Consider the following 21,802-nt stretch of genomic DNA (forward strand, 5'->3'; position numbering starts at 1 on the left):
GTTCAGCCGAACTGTGGCGCGCCGTGTATCGACACACCGACCGGTCGTTCGGCCTCGTCCGCATCGCCGTCGACGATCACCAGAGCCACCAGGTCCTCGAGATCGTCCGACTCCAATTCCGCGACCGCCGTGGCTTCCACCGCAGTCACGAACACGTGCGTCATCCACTCGGCGACGACGAGATCGGCCGAATCTTCGGGCGACTCGGCCCGATCGATCACCAACACAGCACCGACCGAGGCAGCCAGCACAGCGGCGAACCAGGCCGACGGAGAGGTGATCGCGGTGGGCACGCCGAGCCGCGACTCGTAGTCGATCCCGTACTCTTCGACCGCCCGAACGGCCGCGGCAGCAAGGGCACCGTGGCTCACCGTAGCGCCGGTCGACACGTCCACCACCAGAGCCGGGCTGTCTGCGGAGAGCACGGCGATACGGTCGGTGTACGTGATCGGACGAGGCGATCGGTCGGTCACCGACCTCGACATCGCCGCGTCACCGAGATCGACGACCGTGGAGACTCGATCCCAGTGCTGCGCCGCACCGGTGTCGATGACGACGACGTTCGCGCCCACTCCGACGGCACCGTCGACGTCGTTCACCAGGGCCAGAGCACCACCCGCCTTGACCACCGCCCAACGGGCCACGACGGATTCGACTGCGTCGTCGACGGCGACGGCAACAGTCACGTCGGGCCCGACGTTGCGGTCGATCAGTTCACGGGCCAGGCGTGACGAACGTCGGTCGAGCTCGAGGTAGGTGGTCTCCTCGCCTGCAGAAGACAACGCAGGGGCCTCCGGATCCGCCTCCACGGTCGCAGCGAGCAACTGAGGCAAAGTTCGACCGGCCACCGCGCCCACCGCGTTCGGAGTCGGGGATGCAGTCAACGCTGCCCGCTCGTCGTCGCCGAGATCGTCGATCGCACCGATTTCGAGTCCCGGATCCGCCGCCACGGCGTCGGCGATCCTGACGAAGCGATCTACCATCGCCGATACGGTCGATTCGTCGAACAGGTCTGCGGCGTAGGCGAACTCGACAGCCAGGTCCGGTTCGCCGTCAGCATCGACCGCGGGCCGAGTTTGCACCGTCACCTGAAGATCGAACTTGGCGGTCGGCTCGAATCCCTCGACGGGCTCGACGGTCAGGGCAGGCAGTTCGAAGCGAGCCTCACCCAATGGTTCGACCGACAACACGGTCTGGAACAGCGGGCTGATTCCGGGGGTTCGGTCCTGCCCGATGACGTCGACGACGTGCTCGAACGGCACGTCTGCGTTCCCGAATGCCCTCAGGTCGTTTTCTCGAATACTGCGCACGAGATCCTCGAACGTCGCGTCCGGATCGACGCTGGTACGAAGCGCCAGCGTGTTGACGAACATTCCGACGATGTCGTCGAGTTGTTCGTCTCCCCTACCGGCAATCGGAGTTCCGATGGCGAAATCCCGTGCACCGCTGGTTCTCGCCAGCACTACCGCGAGGACGCTGTGCAACACCATGAACAGAGTCGCGTTGTTCGATCGTGCGATATCGAGGAACGCCTCGTGGGTCTGCGCGTCGAGATGTGCGCGGACACTTCCACCGTGTAGCGAGGGCTCTGCCGGTCTCGGCCTGTCCCACGGCAGGGCGATGACCGGGGTGATACCGCTCAGCTCGGTGCGCCAGAAGTCGACCTGCCGATTCGCTGCGGAACCCGGATCGTTCGTCGAACCCAGCACTTCACGCTGCCACAGCGTGTAGTCGGCGTACTGGATCGACAGCGGTGCCACCGTCGGAACCGTGCCGGCTGTCGCGGCGAGATACGCGGTCATCACGTCACGAGCCAACGGTGCCATCGACGCTCCGTCGCCGCTGATGTGGTGCATCACGATGACGAACACGTACTGGAGTTCGCCGTCCTCCGTTCCGACGAGTCGGAACAGTGCCCCACGTACCGGAGGCGCAGCGGTGACATCGAATCCGTCGTACACCAGTCGACGCACCCGATCGGCGATGTCGGCTTCGCCCGTGGCGTCGATCGGATCGAGGTCGAGAGTGGTGGCACGGGCGTCGAGGACCTCCTGGAACGCAGTGCCGTCGGCATCCTCGGGATAGCGAGTTCGCAGCGTCTCGTGCCGCTCGATCGCCCACGTCGCGGCCGCCTGAAGTGCGGCCACGTCCAGGTCACCGGTGAGCCGCAGAGCGAGCGGCATGTTGTACGCGCCCGACCCGGGGTCGAGTCGATTCAGTACCCACATTCGCTGCTGCGCGAGCGAGAGCGGTACCCGCTCGTCGCCCGTCCTGGGTCGAAGCGGCACGCGATGCACCGTTCCCTGGAGGTCCGTGCGCGCTGCGAGCGCCGCGACTGTCGAGTTCTCGAACAGCTCGCGCACACCCACCTGCTTGCCCAGAGCAGCGGTGATGCGCGCTGCTGCACGGGTGGCCGCGAGCGAATTTCCGCCGAGCGCGAAGAAGTCGTCGTCCGATCCCACCTGATCGACACCGAGCACGTCGGCGAAGACGTCGGCGATGGCGATCTCGGTCACGGTCACCGGTGCACGGAACTCACGCGCCTCGAACACCGGCTCCGGCAACGCTTTTCGATCGAGCTTGCCGCTGGCGTTCAGGGGGAACTCGGCGAGCACCATGATCTGGGTCGGCACCATGTAGCCGGGAAGTCGGCTGCCTGCGAACGAGGTCAGCTCGCTCACGTCCACCGACGCACCAGCACGAGGAACGACGTAGCCGACCAGAATTTCGCCCGACGCCGTCGACGTCACCAGGACGGTCGATCGGTCGACGTCGGGGTGTGCGGTCAACGCCGCCTCGATCTCACCGAGCTCGATGCGCAGGCCGCGCAGTTTCACCTGGAAGTCGGTGCGGCCGATGTAGTCGAGCTCGCCGTCGACGTTCCACCGGACCAGGTCGCCGGTCCGGTACATCCGAGTACCCGGTGCACCGTACGGATCGGCAACGAACCGGTCTGCGGTCAGATCCACTCGCCCGAGGTAGCCGCGGGCCAGTTGGACTCCCGCGAGGTAGAGCTCACCCGCGACGCCGACCGGCACCGGTCGCAGCCGCGCGTCGAACACGGTCACTCGGGTGTTGGCCACCGGCACACCGATCGGCACGCCGGCGACGTCGGCGGCGGCGACGCGGTGGTAGGTCACGTCCACCGCAGCCTCGGTGGGCCCGTACAGGTTGTGCAGTTCTGTGTTCGGCAGTGCCGTAGCGATTGCCGAGGCGACCGATACCGGCAGCGCCTCACCCGACGCGAACAACATGCGCAGGCTCGAACAGTGCGAGACTCCGTCCGCTGCCGCGAACACGGCCAGCATCGACGGCACGAAGTGTGCGACGGTGACCGACCGCTCGGTGACAATCTCGACCAGATAGGCCGGGTCGCGATGCCCGTCCGGTTTCGCTATCGCCAATTCGGCACCGATGTGCAACGGCCAGAACAACTCCCACACAGACACGTCGAACGTCACCGGAGTCTTCTGCAGCACCACATCGTCGACGGTCAGACCGTACTCGTCCTGCATCCACACGAGCCGGTTGACGATGGCGGCGTGCGTCACGGCTACACCCTTGGGCTTGCCCGTGGAGCCCGAGGTGAAGATGACGTACGCGACGTCGTCGGGGAGCAGCGCGGCGCGGCGCTCGTCGGCGCGAACCGCATCGGTGGCGAATCCGGTGAGATCGACGGAATCGACCACGATTCGCGGTGCGGCGGACGAGACCGATTCCACGGCAGACGAATCCGCCGCCGTCGTCAGAATCGCAACGGGATCGGCCGTCGCCAGGATGTACTCGACGCGCTCCGCCGGCTGGTCTGGATCGATCGGGACGTACGCCCCGCCCGCGGTCAGCACCGCGTAGACACCGACGAGCATGTCCACCGATCTCCGCATGGCGATGGCGACCATCGTTTCCGGGCCGACGCCCTCGCGGATCAGCAGTCGCGCAAGCGCGTTCACTCGACCCGCGAATTCCGCGTACGTCACTCGATCGTCCTCGAAGGAGACCGCGATCCGGTCCGGAGACTGCACCACCCGACCCTCGAACATCGACACGAGCGTTGCCGCGGAATCGATCTCGCGGGCAGTGTCGTTCCACTCGTCGAGTATCCGTGTGCGCTCCGCGGTGTCGAGCAGGTCGATGTCGACAACCCGGCGCGTGGGGTCCGCCGCGAACGTAGCGAGAAGCGAGACGACGCGCGCCAGGATCGACTCGACCGCACGGGTGTCGAACAGGTCGCTGATGTATTTCGCCGTCAGCGTCACTTCCTCGTTCGCCACCACCAGCAGGGTCAGCGGGTAGTGGGTGTTGTCGTTGGAGCCGACACCCTCGACGGTCATGCCGTCGATCGATGCGGCCTGCTGCGCCAACTCGGCCTCGTTCACCGGGTACGACTCGAACACCGTCAGCGTGTCGAACAGGTTGCCCAGCCCAGCATCCCGCTGGATGTCCGCCAATCCCACGTGGTGGTGATCGAGCAGATCGGCCTGCTCACCTTGGAGCCGCGTGAGGTACTGCTCCACGGTGTCGTGTGCATCGAGGCGAACCCGTACCGGAATGGTGTTGATGAACAATCCGATCATCGACTCGACTCCGGGCAGGTCCGCGGGCCGACCCGAGACCGTGGCCCCGAAGACCACGTCGTCGCGGCCCGTCATCTGAGCCAACAGCATTCCGTACGCGGCCTGTACCAACGTGTTCACGGTGACGCCGAGGCGTCCACCGAGCGCGATCAACGCTGCGGTGGCCTCCGAGTCGATCCGTACCTCGGTCTCCGCCGATCGGCTGGAGATCTCGCGGCCCAGGGTCGGTGGAGTCAGCAGTGTCGGCTCGTCGACGCCGTCGAGTGATCGGGCCCACGCCTGCCGGGAGGTCTCCGGGTCGCGCTGACCGAGCCACTGCAGGAACGAGCGATACGAGCGCGGCCGCGGCATCGACGACGTGTCGCTGCGGACGGCGTAGAGGTAGAGCAGCTCCTTCATCACCAGCGGCAGCGACCAGCCGTCCAGCAGCACGTGATGGTTGGTCATCGCCAGTCGGTACGTCGTGGGCCCGAGGCGAATCAGCAGGAACCGCAACAACGGGGCGGTGGTGATGTCGAAATGCTCCCGCTGATCCTCGTCCAGTGCAGCCGCGACCGCGGCGCCGCGCGCGTTCTCGTCGACATCGCTGAGATCGACAGTGCGCCAAGGCAACCGCACACCTTGCTGAACAATCTGCACGCTGTCGCCGTCTGCGGTCACCGCGAACACGGCGCGGAGGTTCTCGTACCGATCCAGCAGGGCCTGCGCGGCATCACACAGACGCTCCTGATCGACCTCGCCTGCCAGGTCGAGCACGACCTGCATCGTGTAGACGTCCAGCGAGGTGTCGGCGAACAGGGCATGGAACAGCAAGCCCTGCTGCAATGGTGCCAGCGGCCACACATCGGTCAGTGCCGGATAGCGCTGCTCGAAGCCGAGAATGTCGGCCTGACTCACGCGCACCAACGGAAGGTCCGACGGAGTGAGGCCACCGGCACCAGAGGTACGTGCGTGGGCCGCGAGCGAGTCGAGCAGCCCCGACCACAGTTGCGCCAGACGCGCCACGGTCGCCTCGGAGATCGCGCCCCGCGGGAATGCCAGCGACGCACTCAGGGCGCTTCCGTCCTCGGTGTCGACCACGATGGCGTTGATATCGATCGTCTTGTTCGCGGCCATGTCCGGGTCACCGGCTGCAGACAGACCGGTGGCGTCCTCGGCAGGCAACCAGCCGAGAGACTTCATGTCCTCCGGCACATCTCCGGTGCCGACCCGACCGAGATAGTTGAAGCTGATCTGCCCGGTGGACAGCGGCGCCAGCTCCGTCTCGCTCGTTCGATCGAGGTAGCGCAGTAGCCCCCATCCCATTCCCCGGTCGGGCAACGCCAGCATCTGCTCCTTGACGGCCTTCACGGCGTCGCCGAGGGCAGAGCCGCCGCCGAGGGCGTCGTCGACGTCGATTCCGGTCAGGTCGAGCCGAACCGGGAAGAGGCTGGTGAACCAGCCGACGGTCCGGCCGAGATCGGCTCCTGGGACCACGGCCTCCTCGCGGCCGTGCCCTTCGAGCTGAAGCAGTGTCGCCGGGGCATCGATTCCCTGTTCTTTGCGCAGCGCGGTGACTGCCAGCGTGAGTGCGGCGAGCAGTCCGTCCGCGACTCCGCCGTGGTAGATCTCGGGAACCGTGGTCAGCAACGTACGCGTGGTATCCGACGACAGGGACATCTCGACTCGCTCGAGGGTATCCACGACGTCGACGGCCGGCTCGAAGTCCCGCTCTCCCAGGACCGGGTCCGGGGTCCGGGCGATGCTGCGCCACTCCGGCAACTCGTGCGTCCGGCGCGCGGCTTCCTCCACGAGTGCGTGTGTCCATCGCCGCATCGACGTACCGACATCCGGCAAAACCGGGGTGGTGCCGCCGGCGATCTGCGCCCACGCGGACACGAAGTCCGGCACCAGGATTCGCCACGACACGCCGTCGACGACGAGGTGATGCGCGACGACTGTCAGTGTGTTCGGCGCGCTGTCGACCCACACGAACGCGAGCATGCGCCCGTTCTCCGGATCGAGCGATCCGACCGCCGCATCCACCGCGGCGGCTCCACCGTCCGCCGACGACGTCGTCAGCAGCTCGTCGACGTCCACCGAACCGGGCTCGCCGACCTCGAGGCCCCAGCCACGATCGTCGTGCACGAGGGTGGACCGAAGAATGTCGTGATGATCGACGACAGCAGTGAGCGTGGCCACGACACCGTTGCGGTCGATGCCTGCCGGGAGCCCGAGTGTGAGCGCCTGATGGAAGCGACGGTACCCACCGCCGCGCTGGAGCAGTGCCGCACCGAACGGTGGCAGCGGCAGCCATCCGACTCCACCGCCGTCGAGTTCGTCGAGGACGACCGTGTCCGCACCCTCGCCGACGACGACGGCCACCTCGGCCAGCCCGGCAACGGTCTTGCGCTCGAACACATCTCGTGGGCCGAACTGGATTCCTCTCGCCTTGGCGCGCGAGACCAACTGAATGGACACGATGCTGTCGCCACCGAGCGCGAAGAAGGAGTCGTCGACGCCCACCGTCTCGAGTCCCAGGACGTCGGCGAACACATCGGCGATGATGCGCTCGGTATCGGTGCTCGCAGTGCGGAACTCGGCGTCGCTACCGAACTCGGGATCCGGTAGTCCACGTCGATCCAGCTTGCCGTTCGGTCCGAGCGGAAGTGATTCGAGAACCACCACCGACGCCGGAACCATGTATTCGGGCACCGTCCGTGCCGCGACCGCCGTCAGCGCCGCCGGATCGACGGCCGCGCCGGAGGCGGGTACGACGTAGCCCACCAGAATTTCGCCCGCCGACGGCGTCTGCCGCACGAGCACAACGGCCTGATCGACGGTCGGGTCGGCGATGAGCGCCGACTCGATCTCACCGAGCTCGATGCGAAGCCCGCGGAGCTTGACCTGGAAGTCGGTGCGCCCCAAGTACTCCAGCTCTCGCCCGGTGTTCCAGCGTACGAGGTCACCGGTGCGGTACATCCGGCTCCCGGCCGGCCCGTGCGGATCGGCGACGAATCGGTCTGCTGTCAGGTCGGGTCGTCCCAGATAGCCTCGCGCCAGCTGGGTTCCGGCCAGGTACAGCTCGCCCGGCACGCCGATCGGCACCGGGTGCAGACGAGCATCGAGCACGGTGACCCGGGTGTTCCATACCGGCATGCCGATCGGCACCGACACGGTGTCTGCGTCGGTGACCCGATGGAACGTCACGTCCACGGCGGCCTCGGTCGGCCCGTACAGGTTGTGCAGTTCCACAGCGGGCAGTGCCCGGCGGATGCCTGCGGCTACCGAGACCGGTAGCGCCTCACCCGATGCGAACAGCATCCGCAGAGCGCTGCATCGCTCGATCCCGTCGGTGGCAGCGAACACGGCGAGCAACGAGGGAACGAAGTGTGCGGTGGTGACACCGCGGCGTTCGATCGTCTCCACCAGATACGCGGGGTCGCGATGACCGTCCGGCTGGGCGATGTAGAGCTGCGCACCGATCTGCAACGGCCAGAACAACTCCCACACCGAGACATCGAACGTCACAGGGGTCTTCTGCAGCACCACATCGTCGACGGTGAGCTCGTACTCGTGCTGCATCCACAGCAGTCGGTTGACGATGGCGGCGTGTGTGACGGCGACACCCTTGGGCTTGCCCGTCGAGCCCGAGGTGAAGATGACGTAGGCGGTGTCCGACGGCCTCAGCGGTGCCAGTCGCTCCGAATCCTCGACCGGTCGGGTCGCGTACGCATCGGTGTCCACGGTGTCCAGCAGGATCTGCGGAACGGACGAGCCGGCGACGCCCCCGTCGCGAGTGGTGGTCAGCACCGCGACCGGTGCTGCGGTCTCGAGGATGTACTCGATCCGATCGGACGGCTGGTCCGGGTCGACCGGCACGTAGGCACCGCCTGCAGCGAGGACCGCGTAGATGCCGACGAGCATGTCCGGCGAACGGCGCATCGCGATCGCGACCACGGTCTCGGGTCCTACCCCCTCCCCGATGAGCACTCGGGCAAGCGAATTCACCCGTCCGGAGAACTCCGCGTAGTCGATCTGCTCGTCGCCGAAGCCGAGGGCAACGTTGTTCGGTGCTGCTGCTACCTGCTCGGTGAACAGGGAGACCAATGTGTGCCGATCGTCGACCTCGTGCTCGGTCGCGTTCCACTGCTCGAGGACGGCAGTGCGCTCCGCGGGCTCGAGGAGATCGACGTCGCCGACGGGCCGGTCGATCTCGGCCGTCATCGACTCCAGAACCCGGACGAGTCTGCGCGCAAAGACTGCCATCGACGATTCGTCGAACAGATCTGTGGCGTAGTCGAATTGGACGTCGACGCCATCGGGCGCGCCTGCGGAGTCGAACTTCTCCCACAGTGTCACCTGCAGATCGAACTTCGCGATCGCACTCGACAGATCGACACCGTCGATGTCGAGACCGGGTAGCGCGAACGACTGTTCGCCGAGGTTCTGGAACGTGAGCATCACCTGGAAGATGGGATGCCTTGCCTGCGACCGTTCCGGCGCGATCGCGTCGACGAGTCGCTCGAACGGTATGTCGGAATGCGAGAACGCCCCGAGGTCCACCTCTCGCACCAGAGCGAGCTGATCGCGCAACGTCGTGCCCGGCTCGACGGACGTGCGCAATGCGAGGGTATTGACGAACATACCCACGAGGTCGTCGAGGTTGGAGTCTCCGCGTCCGGCCACCGGCGTACCGATCACCAAGTCGTCGGTTCCTGCCAGCGAAGCTAACAGCACCGCGAGAGCGGTGTGCGCGGTCATGAACACCGTCGCGTTGTTCTCCCGAGACGCCCGGGCGATGCTCTTGTGCAGTTCGGCGTCGAGCGAGAAGTTGTATGCCGCACCTCCGTTCGTCGCCACCGCCGGTCGCGGTCGATCGGTCGCCAGATCGAGTTGTGCAGGCGCGCCGCGCAGTACCGAACGCCAGTAGCCGAGCTGCTGAGCCATGGGCGATTCCGGATCGCCCTCGGTGCCGAGCAACTCGCGCTGCCACAGGGTGAAATCGGCGTACTGGACGGGCAACGGTGCCCATTGCGGATCGTCGCCCGCTGCACGTGCGGTGTAGGCGACCATGATGTCGCGGGTCAACGGTCCCATGGAGAATCCGTCGGCGGCGATGTGGTGGGCCACGAATGCCAGGACGTGCTCACGCTCGTCGATGCGCAGGATCGCCACCCGCACCGGAACGGCGCTGGTGACGTCGAAGCCCTCGGAGACGAACCGCCGCAAGGTCTCGGGCACATCGGCGGCTGCCGTGTCGATGACGTCGACGGACGGTGCGCCCTCGGCGAGGCCGAGGACGACCTGACTGCCTCGCCCGTCGACCTCGGGGTACACGGTGCGCAGAATCTCGTGCCGCGAGACCACATCCGTCACCGCTCGCACCAGTGCAGGCACGTCCAGATCGCCGGACAGTCGGATCGCCACCGGGATGTTGTTCACCGCCGAGGTGGGATCGAACTGGCTCAGGAACCACATCCGCTGCTGTGCCAGCGACAGTGGGATCTGCTCGGGCCGCCTGCGCTGCACCAGAGCACGGCGCGCACCGGCACCGACGGTGGATTCGATGGCGCGGGCGAGTCCCAGCACCGTCGGCGACTCGAAGATCGACCGCACCGGAACAACGGTGTCGAGAGCCGAGCCCAGACGCGAGACCACCTGGGTGGCGATCAGCGAGTTTCCGCCGAGCGCGAAGAAATCGTCGTCCAGACCAACGCGCTCGACACCGAGGATGTCCGCGAACACACCGGCGACCGTCACCTCGACGAGATCGGTTGGCGCCCGGAACTCTGCGGCCTCGAACACCGGTTCCGGCAGGGCCTTTCGGTCCAGCTTGCCGTTGGCGTTGAGTGGCAGGACGTCGAGGATCACGAAGGCGGACGGCACCATGTAGGACGGCACCGACGACGCCATCGACGCGCGCACGGTTTCGGGATCGACCGATACGCCGTCGGCGGGCACCACGTAGGCGACCAGTCGATCCCCGAGGCGCTCGTCGTGCGAGGCGACCACGGCCGCATCGCGTACCAATTCGATCGAGCGGAGCGCGGCGTCGATGTCACCGAGCTCGATGCGGAAGCCGCGGATCTTGACCTGGAAGTCCGAACGACCCACGTACTCCAGTACACCGTCGCCGCGCCATGCTGCGAGATCGCCTGTGCGATAGAGCCGTCCGCCCGGCGAGAACGGATCGGCCACGAACCGCTCCGCGGTGAGATCGGGCCGCCCGACATAGCCGTCGGCCAGCTGACTGCCCGCAAGATAGAGCTCTCCCGTGACACCGACCGGAACCGGCGACAGACGTGAATCCAGTACGTAGACACGGGTGTTCCACTCGGGAGCACCGATGGGAACCGGCCCCGTCCCGGAATCGTGCACCCGGTGCGCGGTCACCGACACCGCTGCCTCGGTGGGACCGTACAAATTGTCCAGGCGTGCCCGCGTAGCGCGGAGCGCACGCTGAGCGGTGGTAGGCGGCAGTGTTTCGCCGATGGCCAGGATTCGACGCAGCCCGGACGGCAGCGTGCCGCCGGCAGCCGCGATCAACGCGTCGAGCATCGACGGCACCGTGTGCAGCGTCGTCACGTTCGCCTCGGTCATCAGGTCCAGTAGGTAGCTCGGATCGCGGTGTCCACCGGCCTCGGCGACCACGGTGCAGCCGCCGCCGATCGACGCCGTCCAGAATTCCCATACCGACAGATCGAACGTCGCCGCGGTCTTGAGCAACACCGTGTCGTCGACGCCGATGCCGTATTCCGCACGCGCCCAGAGCAACTGGTTGACAATGGCGCGATGACTGACGGCGACACCCTTGGGTCGACCGGTCGAGCCGGACGTGAAGATCACGTATGCCGTGTTCGCGGCACGCAGCGGCGCATGCCGTTCGTCGTCCGTGATCGGCGCATCCGAGATGTCTGCGTACTCGTCCGAGTCCGCGTCGATCAGGACGACGGGCACGGACCGACCATTGTCCTCGGGAGCCGAGAACCCGTCACGGGTCGAGCTCAGGATCAACAGTGGCGATGCGTCGTCGACGATGTCGGCGATGCGGGCAGCCGGCTGATCCGGATCGAGTGGCACATAGATTCCGCCGGCCTTGCTCACCGCGTACATCGCGACGAGCAGCTCGACCGAACGCCCGAGCGCGAGTGCCACCGTCACCTGCGGGGCCACTCCAGCGGCGATCAACCGCCGCGCCAGACGGTTGATCCGACTGTCGAACTCGCGGTAGGTCAGTGTCCGGCCCGCGTACCTGACCGCCGGAGCGTCGGGACGGGCGTCGACCTGAGCGTCGAACAGCGACACCAGAGTCTGCGACAGATCGACATCGTGATCGGTGTCGTTCCACGTGTCCAGGATCGTCGTTCGCTCTGTCTCGTCGAGCAGGTCCAGATCTCCGACGACTGCACTCGGGTCCGCAGCCACCGCGGCCAGCACCGCGACGAATCTACGGGCGAAGGCCTCGACCGTCGACCTGTCGAACAGGTCGGTGGCGAAGGTGAATTCGGCGTCCATGTCCATGGGCGTGCCGTCGGCGGCGTAGCGATCGGACACCGTCAGTTGGAGGTCGGTCTTGGCGAGGGTCGACTCGGCGTCGACGCCGCGGACGGTCAGCCCCGGCAACTCGAAGCTGAGATCGGCCAGATTCTGGAACGACAGGCCGATCTGGAACAGCGGGTTTCGCGCGGTGGAGCGCACCGGGTTGAGTACCTCGACCAGACGCTCGAACGGTATGTCCGCGTGGGCGAATGCCGACAGGTCGCGCTCGCGCGCCTGCGCCAGCAAGTCCTCGAAGGTCATGGACGGGTGCACCGTGGACCGGAACACCAACGTGTTGACGAACATGCCGATCATGGGATCGAGCGCGCTCTCGCCGCGGCCGGCGATGGGCGTCCCGATGGCGACGTCGTCGGTTCCTGCCACACGCGCCAGGAACGCGGCAAAGGCCGAGTGGACAACCATGAAGACACTGGCCTGACGTGCGCGTGCGAGGTCTGCGACCGCGGCGTGAACCGCGGCGTCGACGGTGAAGCGCACCGTTTCGCCCCGGAAGCTCTGGGTCGGGGGGCGAGGTCGGTCGGTGGGCAGTACGAGCTGATCGGGCAGATCGGCCAGTGCTTCCCTCCAGTACCGAACCTGTTGCGACGCAACAGAATTCTTGTCGTCGTCGGAGCCGAGAACGGTGCGCTGCCACAGCGCGAAATCCGCGTACTGCACCGGCAGGGGTTCCCAATCCGGAGCCGAGCCTGCCGCTCTCGCGGTGTATGCGGTCATCACATCCGTTGCCAACGGTCCCATCGACGCACCGTCGGCCGAGACGTGATGGACGACGAACGCAAGGACGTGCTCGGCGTCCTCCCCGTCGATTCGCACCAGCATCGCGTCCACCGGAACCTCGCGGGTCACGTCGAAGCCGCGCAGGAAGAAGCGGCTCACAGTCTCCGGCAGGTCGGCCGCTGCGACTGTCCGTACCGACAGGTCCGGGGTGGCCTCGTCAGCCGGAAGTACCCGTTGGAACGGTCCGTGTTCGGAGTCCGGGTAGAGCGAGCGCAGCGATTCGTGGCGTTCCACCACATCGCCCACGGCGGCAGCCAATGCCGCCGTGTCGAGCGCACCGGTCAGACGTACTGCGAACGGAATGTTGTCCACGGCCGACGAAGTGTCGAACTGGTTGAGGAACCAGTAGCGTTGCTGTGCCAGCGACAGTGGTGGACGCTCGGGCCGAGGTCCGGCCACGAGCGGCGCACGCGAGCCCGAACCGACGCCGGACTCGAGGCGATCCGCCAGCGCTGCGACGGTGGACACCTCGAACAACATGCGTACGGGCACGGTGGTGTCCAGAATCGCACCGAGACGCGAGACCACCTGCGTCGCGATGAGCGAGTTGCCACCGAGCTCGAAGAAGTCGTCCTGGGCTCCCACCCGATCGACTCCCAGCACCTCCGCGAACACGGTCGCCACGCTCTGCTCCACCGCGGTGGTCGGCGCGACGAACTCGCCTGCCTCGAACGCCGGAGCGGGAAGCGCTGCCCGATCGAGTTTGCCGACCGACGTCAGCGGCACCGCGTCGAGCACCGTGATCGATGCCGGAATCATGTAATTGGGCAGCGCTTTTCCGACGAACGTCGTCAGGTCGCCCACGTCGACCGATGCGTCGCGGACCGGGAGTACGTACGAGATGAGCGTGGTGACGCCCGAGGGCAACCGGTGTCCGAGTGTCACGGCGAACTCGACACTCGGGTACGCGGTCAGTGCCGAGTCGATCTCGCCGAGTTCGATACGGAACCCACGCACCTTCACCTGGAAATCGGTGCGGCCCACGAACTGCAGCTGAAGATCCTCGGTCCAACGCACCACGTCTCCGGTGCGATACATCCGGCCGCCGCCGACGCCGTAGGGGTTGGCTACGAAGCGCTCGGAGGACAGCATGGGCCGACCGAGATAACCGCGCGCGAGAGCGCCGCCGGCCAGATAGAGCTCCCCCGCCACTCCGGACGGCACCGGACGCAATCGATCGTCGAGAATCAGAGCCGACATACCGTGAATGGGCCGCCCGACGGTGATCGGTTCGCCGGGAGTCAGGTCTGCGAAGCTCGAGATGATGGTCGTCTCGGTCGGTCCGTAGCCGTTGAAGTACTTGCGGCCGGGGGCCCATCGCGCGAGCAGTTCCGGCGTGGTGACGTCGCCGCCGACCGAGAGCACTTCGAGCGCGTCGAGACCCGCGGGATCCATCGTGCCGAGCACCGCGGGAGTGATGATCGAATGGCTGACCCGCTCGGCTTTCAGCAGCTCCGACAACTCGGTACCGCCCAGGATCTCGGCAGGCACGATCACCAGAGTTGCACCTACCGAGAACGCCGCCATCCATTCCAGGACGGACGGATCGAAGTTCGGCGAGCAGATATGCAGGAATCGCGCCGACGGTGTCAGGTGGTAAAGATCGCCCGCGGCGTCGAGCACGCCACCGAGCCCGGCGTGCGTCACCACGACGCCCTTGGGCTTACCGGTCGAGCCCGAGGTGTAGATGACGTACGCCGGATTCTGGAACACCGACGGCTGCAACCGATCCGCATCGGTGATCGGATCGGCGGAGTGAGCGCGCACCGCTGCTACCAACTCGTCGTCGTCGAGACGGATCCATTCCGGCCCGCTGCCGGATCCCTGCACCGAAGCCAGGTGTGCCGCCGCGGTCAGGCCGAGTACCGCCCCGGAATCACCGACCATGTGGGCAATGCGATCGCTCGGGTATGTCGGGTCGACCGGGAGGTGGGCACCTCCGGCCTTCGCCACTGCCCACACCCCGAGCACCATCTCGTAGGAGCGCTGGAACCCGAGCGCGACGACGGTCTCCGGCCCCACGCCCCTGGAGATCAGCAGACGGGCGAGCTGAGACGACGTGGAGTCGAGTTCGGCGTACGTGATGGAGCGATCGCGGTAGCGGATGGCGATCGCCTGCGGATCGAGAGCGGCTCCGGCAGCGAAGATCTCGGCGAGAGTGCCACCCGCCAACACCTCGTCGCCATGCACGTGGGTCAAGCGGTCGTATTCGTCGTCGTAGAGAATCCCCAGGTCGCCCACCGGAGTACTCGGATCCGCCACCACACCGTCGAGAAGACGTCGGAAGCGGTCGGCGAAGCCCACGATGGTCGCCTCGTCGAACAGATCTCGCGAGTAGAGCCACGCCGCGGACATACCGCCGCCGTCGGACTCACGCAACGTCAGCGACAGATCGAACTTGGCCGTCTCGACGTCGAGATCGACGGCCGAGACCTCCAACCCGGGCAGAGCGAAGGTACTCGGCGGAAGGTTCTCGAAGGCGATCGCCACTTGGAACAGGGGGTGTCGCGAAGCGGAGCGTTCGGGGTCGAGAAGATCGACAAGACGCTCGAACGGGATATCGGCGTGTGCAAAGGCCGCGAGATCTACCTCGCGGACATCGGCGAGCATGCCGTCGAATCCCTTGTCCGGGTGCACCGCGGTCCGCAGGACCAGGGTGTTGACGAACATGCCGATCACGTCGTCGAGTGCGGCATCTCCGCGTCCGGCGATCGCCGTGCCGACGGCGATGTCCGTCGAATTCGACATGCGCGCAAGGAATACCGCAAGGGCGGTATGCAGCACCATGAACGGCGTGGTGCCGCTCTCCCTCGCCAGTGCAGTGAGACCGGCATGGACGTCGGGGGCGATCTCGAATTCGACTCGGCCGCCGGCCCCCGAGGACTCGGCCGGACGTGGCCGATCGTGCGGAAGAGCGAGCTCAGCCGGCATCTCCGCCAGCGTCTCGCGCCAGAAAGTTGCCTGCCGGGAGATCAGGCTCGCCGAATCCGCCTCGCTACCGAGTACCGAACGCTGCCACAGCGTGAAGTCGATGTACTGCACCGCCAGTGGCTGCCAGGATGGCGACTCGCCCGCCACTCGTGCGAGGTAGGCGGTCATCACATCGCGGGTCAGCGGACCCATGGACCAACCGTCGGCGCTGATGTGATGCACCACGAACACCAGGACATGTTCCTGCTCGGAGACCTCGAACAGTCTCACTCGCAACGGAACTGCAGCAGTGACGTCGAAGCCTGCGGCCACGAAGGCGGTCACGTCGGCCACGATCGAATCGGACGTTGCCGCGACCGGCTCGAGATTCGGGACGACGGTCCGAGTGGGAAGCACGAGTTGGTGTCCCGAGCCGTCCACACTCGGGTACACCGTGCGCAGGGATTCGTGGCGCTCGAGGACGTCCGACACCGCAGCGCGCAGTGCGGCGACGTCCAACGAACCACGCAGCCGGATGGCTACCGGAATGTTGTTCACGGCCGACTCGGGATCGAATCGGTTCAGGAACCACATCCGCTGCTGCGCCATCGACAGCGGAACCGTCTCCGGCCGATTCTGCGGAACCAACGGTGCCGCGGCCCCACCACCCAGGTGACTCTCCACCCGAACCGCCAGTGCCGCAACCGTACTGGCCTCGAACAGTGCACGAACCGGGACCGTCGCATCCAGTTCGCTACCCAACCGCGAGACCACCTGGGTGGCGACGAGAGAGTTGCCACCCAGAGCGAAGAAATCGTCGTCGACGCCGATGCGGTCGACTCCGAGAACGTCCGCGAACACCCGAGCGACGATCTCCTCGACGGGATTCGACGGTGCGCGATACTCGACTTCCTCGATCTCGGGATCCGGCAGGGCCTTGCGGTCCAGCTTGCCGCTTGCGCCGAGGGGCAGAGCGTCGAGAACGACGATCACGGCGGGCACCATGTACGAGGCGAGGCGCTCGCTCAACGCATCACGCAGAGACTGCGTGTCCACGCTCCCGGTGCCCACCACGTAGGCCACCAACCGATCGGCCCGGACCACGGTCACTGCCTGGCTCACCGACGGCTGCTCGAGCAGGGCCGCTTCGATCTCACCCAGTTCGATCCGCAGACCGCGGAGCTTGACCTGGAAGTCCGAACGCCCGACGTAGTCGAGTTCACCGCCCGGCAGCCAACGCACCACGTCGCCCGTGCGATACATCCGGGCTCCGTCTTCGGCGAACGGGTTGGGCAGGAAGCGATCCGCCGTCAGATCCGCTCGCCCGACGTAGCCCCGAGCAAGCTGCGTTCCGGCGAGGTAGAGCTCTCCGTGCACTCCGACCGGCACCGGTCGCAGAGCGGAGTCCAGTACGTACACGGCCGTGTTCCAGACCGGCGCACCGATCGGTACGACGGCGGTGTCGTCGTCGGTGACTCGGTGGTACGTCACGTCCACCGCGGCTTCGGTCGGGCCGTAGAGGTTGTGGATCTCGATGGCCGTCAGCGCCCCGCGCAGCGCCTGCGCAGTCGTCGGTGCCAACGCCTCACCGGAGGCGAACACCAGCCGCAGGGTTGCTGCGGACTCGGCGCGCGCAGCGACCTCGGGAACGAACACCGACATCATCGATGGAACGAAGTGAACCACCGAAACGTGTTCGCGCGCAATGACATCGAGGATATATGCGGGGTCGCGATGGCCGTCCGGTACAGCGACGGCCACCGAGGCACCGTTCTGCAGAGCCCAGAAGAACTCCCAGACCGAGACGTCGAACGTCGCGGGCGTCTTCTGCAGCACCACGTCGGAGGCGGTCAGTGGATACTCGTGCTGCATCCACGACAATCGGTTGACGATCGATTCGTGCGAGACGCCGACGCCCTTGGGGCGGCCGGTGGATCCGGACGTGAAGATGACGTACGCGAGGTTGTGCGGGCGCAACGCTCCCCGGCGATCGGCGTCGTCGAGGGGTTCGGCCGAATGTGTCGAGACGTCCAGCGCGTCGATGTCGACAGTGTCGAATCCGTCGAGTTCGAGGTGATCACGGGTGGAGGACAACACCAGAACCGGATTCGCCGTTTCGGCGATGTAGTCGTTGCGCTCGCGCGGCTGGCTCGGATCGACGGGCACGTAGGCCCCACCCGCCGTGACGACCGCGTACATGCCCACGAACAGCTCGATGCTGCGGTCCATCGCGAGAGCGACCAACGTGTCCGGACCGACACCACGCGAGACGAGTTCTCGTGCAACACGATTGACCCGGGCGGCGAACTCGACATAGGTCAACCGTTCGCCCTCGAACACCAGCGCCTGCGCATCGGGCGTGGCCTCGACTTGGGCTCGGAACATCTCGACCAGTGTTCGGTCGGACGACATGTCGTGACCGGTCGCGTTCCATGCTCGAAGCACCTGGAACCGTTCCTCGGCATCGAGCACATCGATCTCGGCGATGGGTGCGGCAGGCACACGGGTCACCGATTCGAGGACCCGCAGGAACCGCTCGCCGAAGGCGGCCATCGTCGACGCGTCGAACAGATCGGCCGAGTACGTCAGCGCTACGGTCAATCCGGCCGGATCGGTGCCCTCGGCCACCGAGTTCCACAGGGTCACTTGCAGATCGAACTTCGCGAGATTCGCCTCGTAATCGAGCGCGCTCACCCGAAGACCGGGGATCTCCACGGACGTGGCGTCCAGGTTCTGGAACGTCAGCATGACCTGGAACAGCGGATGACGAGCTGTCGAGCGAGTGGGCGCGAGAACCTCGACCAGTCGCTCGAACGGAACCTCGGCGTGCGAGAACGCGGCGAGATCGGTCTCGCGGACTCGGCCGAGCAGATCCGCGAAACCGGCTGCGGGGTCGATCGTGGTGCGCAGCACGAGCGTGTTGACGAACATGCCGACGACGTCGTCGAGGACGGCGTCTCCGCGACCGGCGACCGGTGTTCCGATCGTGACGTCGTCGGTACCGGACAACGTCGCCAGCAGAACGGCCAGCGCCGAGTGGACCACCATGAAGGTCGTGGCCCCGTGGGTGCGCCCGAGTTGTTCGACCGCCGCGACGAGGTCCGCATCGATCTCGAACAGATGTGTACCACCGTGGGTGGTCGCCACCGCCGGCCTCGGTCGATCCGTCGGTAGGTCGAGCTGTTCGGGCGCGCCGGCCAATTGGGAGCGCCAGTAGGCCTCCTGTGCGGCGATCAACGAGGTCGGATCGTTCTCGTTTCCGAGTACCGACCGCTGCCAGAGCGTGTAGTCGGCGTACTGGACCGGCAACGGCGTCCACGCCGGCTCCTGTCCGGAACTGCGGGCCACGTACGCGGTCACCACGTCTCGCGTCAACGGTGCCATCGAGAAACCGTCGGCCGCGATGTGATGGACCACGAGGGCCAGGATGTGTTCGGTCGAAGACAGCGCCAGTACGGCTGCGCGCACGGGCAAGCCGGTCGAGACGTCGAACGGCCGAAGAGCGAACTCGAGCAACGTCTCCGGCAGCCGGGCCTCCTCGACGCCCGAGAACTCCACGTCCACTGTGGCGGAGTCGGGTTCGAGCACCTGCTGGTACCCCACTCCGGCGTGATCCGGATAGATCGTCCGCAGGGACTCGTGCCTGCCCAACACGTCCGAGACTGCCGCGCGCAGCGCATCGAGATCGAGATCGCCGGACAGCGAGATGGCGACCGGGATGTTGTTGACGGCCGATTCGGGCTCGAACCGGTTCAGGAACCACATCCGCTGCTGAGCCAACGACAACGGAACGCGCTCCGGCCGCGGCTGCGCGGTGAGGGCCGCACGGGGTGCCGCACTCGATGTCTCCGCCGCATCGACGACAGCGGCGAGCTCGGCCACGGTGGGAGCATCGAAGAACGCGCGAACGTCCACGGACACACCGCGTTCGGCGTTGACGCGCGCGACGACTCGGGTGGCGTTGAGAGAGTTTCCCCCGACCGCGAAGAAGTCGTCGTCGATGCCGACGCGGTCCATACCGAGGACGTTCTGGAAGATCTCGACGAGCGCGGACTCGGTCTCGGTGTCCGGAGCTCGATATTCACGGACGAGCGACCCGAAGTCGGGAGCCGGCAACGCCTTACGGTCGAGCTTGCCACTCGAATTGAGCGGGAACTTTTCGAGCACGACGAACAACGACGGCACCATGTAGTCCGGTGTACGACGCCGTACCGCGGCTGCCAGATCACTGTGATCGATCTCGGGGTCGGACGACACGACGTAACCGACCAGATGCTCACCCAGCTCCGCGTGGGCCTCGTCGGAATGCACCAGCACCGCAGCCTGACTCACGTTCGGCTCGGCGAGCAGAGCCGATTCGATCTCGCCGAGTTCGATGCGGAGTCCGCGCAGCTTCACCTGGAAGTCGGTGCGGCCGATGTAGTCGATCAGCCCGTCGGAGCGCCTGCGCACCAGGTCTCCGGTGCGGTACATCCGATCGCCCGGCCCGCCGAAGGGGTCGGCGACGAAACGATCCGCGGTGAGGTCGCCTCGGCGCAGGTAGCCCCGCGCGAGCTGCACACCGGCGAGATACAGCTCGCCCTCGACGCCTCTCGGCACCCGGTGCAGCGACTCGTCGAGCACGTAGAGCTCGGTGTCGGCCACCGCGGCACCGATCGGGACAGCACCGTCCTCGACATCCTGCGTGCGGTAGTACGTGACGTCGACCGCGGCCTCGGTGGGGCCGTAGAGGTTGTGCAGCGACGCGGCAGAGATCCGGTGGAAGGCGTTGACGGTGCGTGCCGGCAGTGCTTCACCCGATGCGAACACGGTCGTCAGCGACGTCACCTGTGCTGCAGCGGGTTCGGCGACGTACACCGAGAGCATAGACGGCACGAAGTGGGTAATCGTGACGCTCTGCTCGCCGATGATCCGGGCCAAGTACGCGGGATCTCGATGGCCGTCGGGCTCCGCGATCACCAGTCGGGCACCGATCTGCAACGGCCAGAAGAACTCCCACACCGACACGTCGAAGGTGAACGGCGTCTTCTGCAGCACGACGTCGGCGGCAGTCATGACGTATTCGCGCTGTCGCCACGCGATGTTGGCCACGATCGCGCTGTGCCCCACTGCAACGCCCTTGGGCCGACCGGTCGAACCGGAGGTGAAGATGACGTACGCGAGATCGCTGGACGACAAGGGGGCGCGGCGGTCTTCGTCGGTCACCGGACCGGCGGAGTACCCGGACAGATCGACCGTATCCACCGACACGGTCTCGGTGGACGCCGGCACGTCGGGGTGATCGGTGGAGGTCGTGACCACCACCACCGGCTCGGCGATATCGAGGACGTACCCCAACCGATCGGACGGATGATCCGGGTCGAGTGGAACGTACGCGCCGCCGGCCGCGGTGATCGCGTACATGCCGATCAACAGGTCCATCGACCGTCGAATCGACAGGCCGACTCGGGCGTCCGGGCCGACACCGCGCTCGATCAGGTGGCGGGCCAACCGGTTCACCGAATCGGCGAACTGCGAGTACGTCAGCGTCTCGCCGTCGAACGTCAGGGCAGGTGCGTCCGGGGTCTGCTCGACCTGCTCGACGAAACGCCGATAGAGTGTGTCGGCCTCGGCAGAGCTCTGGGGCCCGGCCGCTGTGGACGAAGCGGCTGCCGTGTCGTGTCCCAACACCGACACCGCGTCGCCGATGAGACCCGCGACGACGGCGTCGAGGCCACCCTCGGTTGCCTCGATCAGACCGGGGACAGCGGTGGACAGCACCACGGGCACCAGAGCGTCGGGTCCGAGGGCGCCGCCCATCGCCGTATCGAGGGCGGTGATCTCCGCATCCAGACCGACGTAGGTCAGCTCCACACCGAGGTGCGTCAGCGCCACCCGATCCGGTTCGAGCGCACCGACGCTCCGAACCAGCCGAGGCAGGTCCTCGATAGTCGAAGAGCCACCGCCGAGGCCGCCTGACGCCATCTATCCATTCCTCCTGATCGAAAACCGTGCCGTGT

1 protein-coding gene is annotated in these 21,802 nt (G+C 66.5%); it reads right to left on the bottom strand.

Features of this window, described 5'->3' with window-relative positions; all coding sequences use genetic code 11:
• Positions 1-2: 2 nt before the first annotated feature.
• On the bottom strand, positions 3-21,767 hold the full coding sequence (locus tag ASG84_RS03830) for a non-ribosomal peptide synthetase (protein WP_057475687.1): 21,765 nt from the start codon (positions 21,765-21,767) through the stop codon (positions 3-5).
• Between the last annotated feature and the right edge of the window lie 35 nt (positions 21,768-21,802).

It is taken from the genome of Rhodococcus sp. Leaf278, from assembly GCF_001426085.1.
Taxonomy (GTDB): Bacteria; Actinomycetota; Actinomycetes; order Mycobacteriales; family Mycobacteriaceae; genus Rhodococcoides.

Excerpts from the sequence above, each read along its gene's own strand:
- ASG84_RS03830 (WP_057475687.1), bottom strand. The coding sequence starts at position 21,767 with ATGGCGTCAGGCGGCCTCGGCGGTGGCTCTTCGACTATCGAGGACCTG.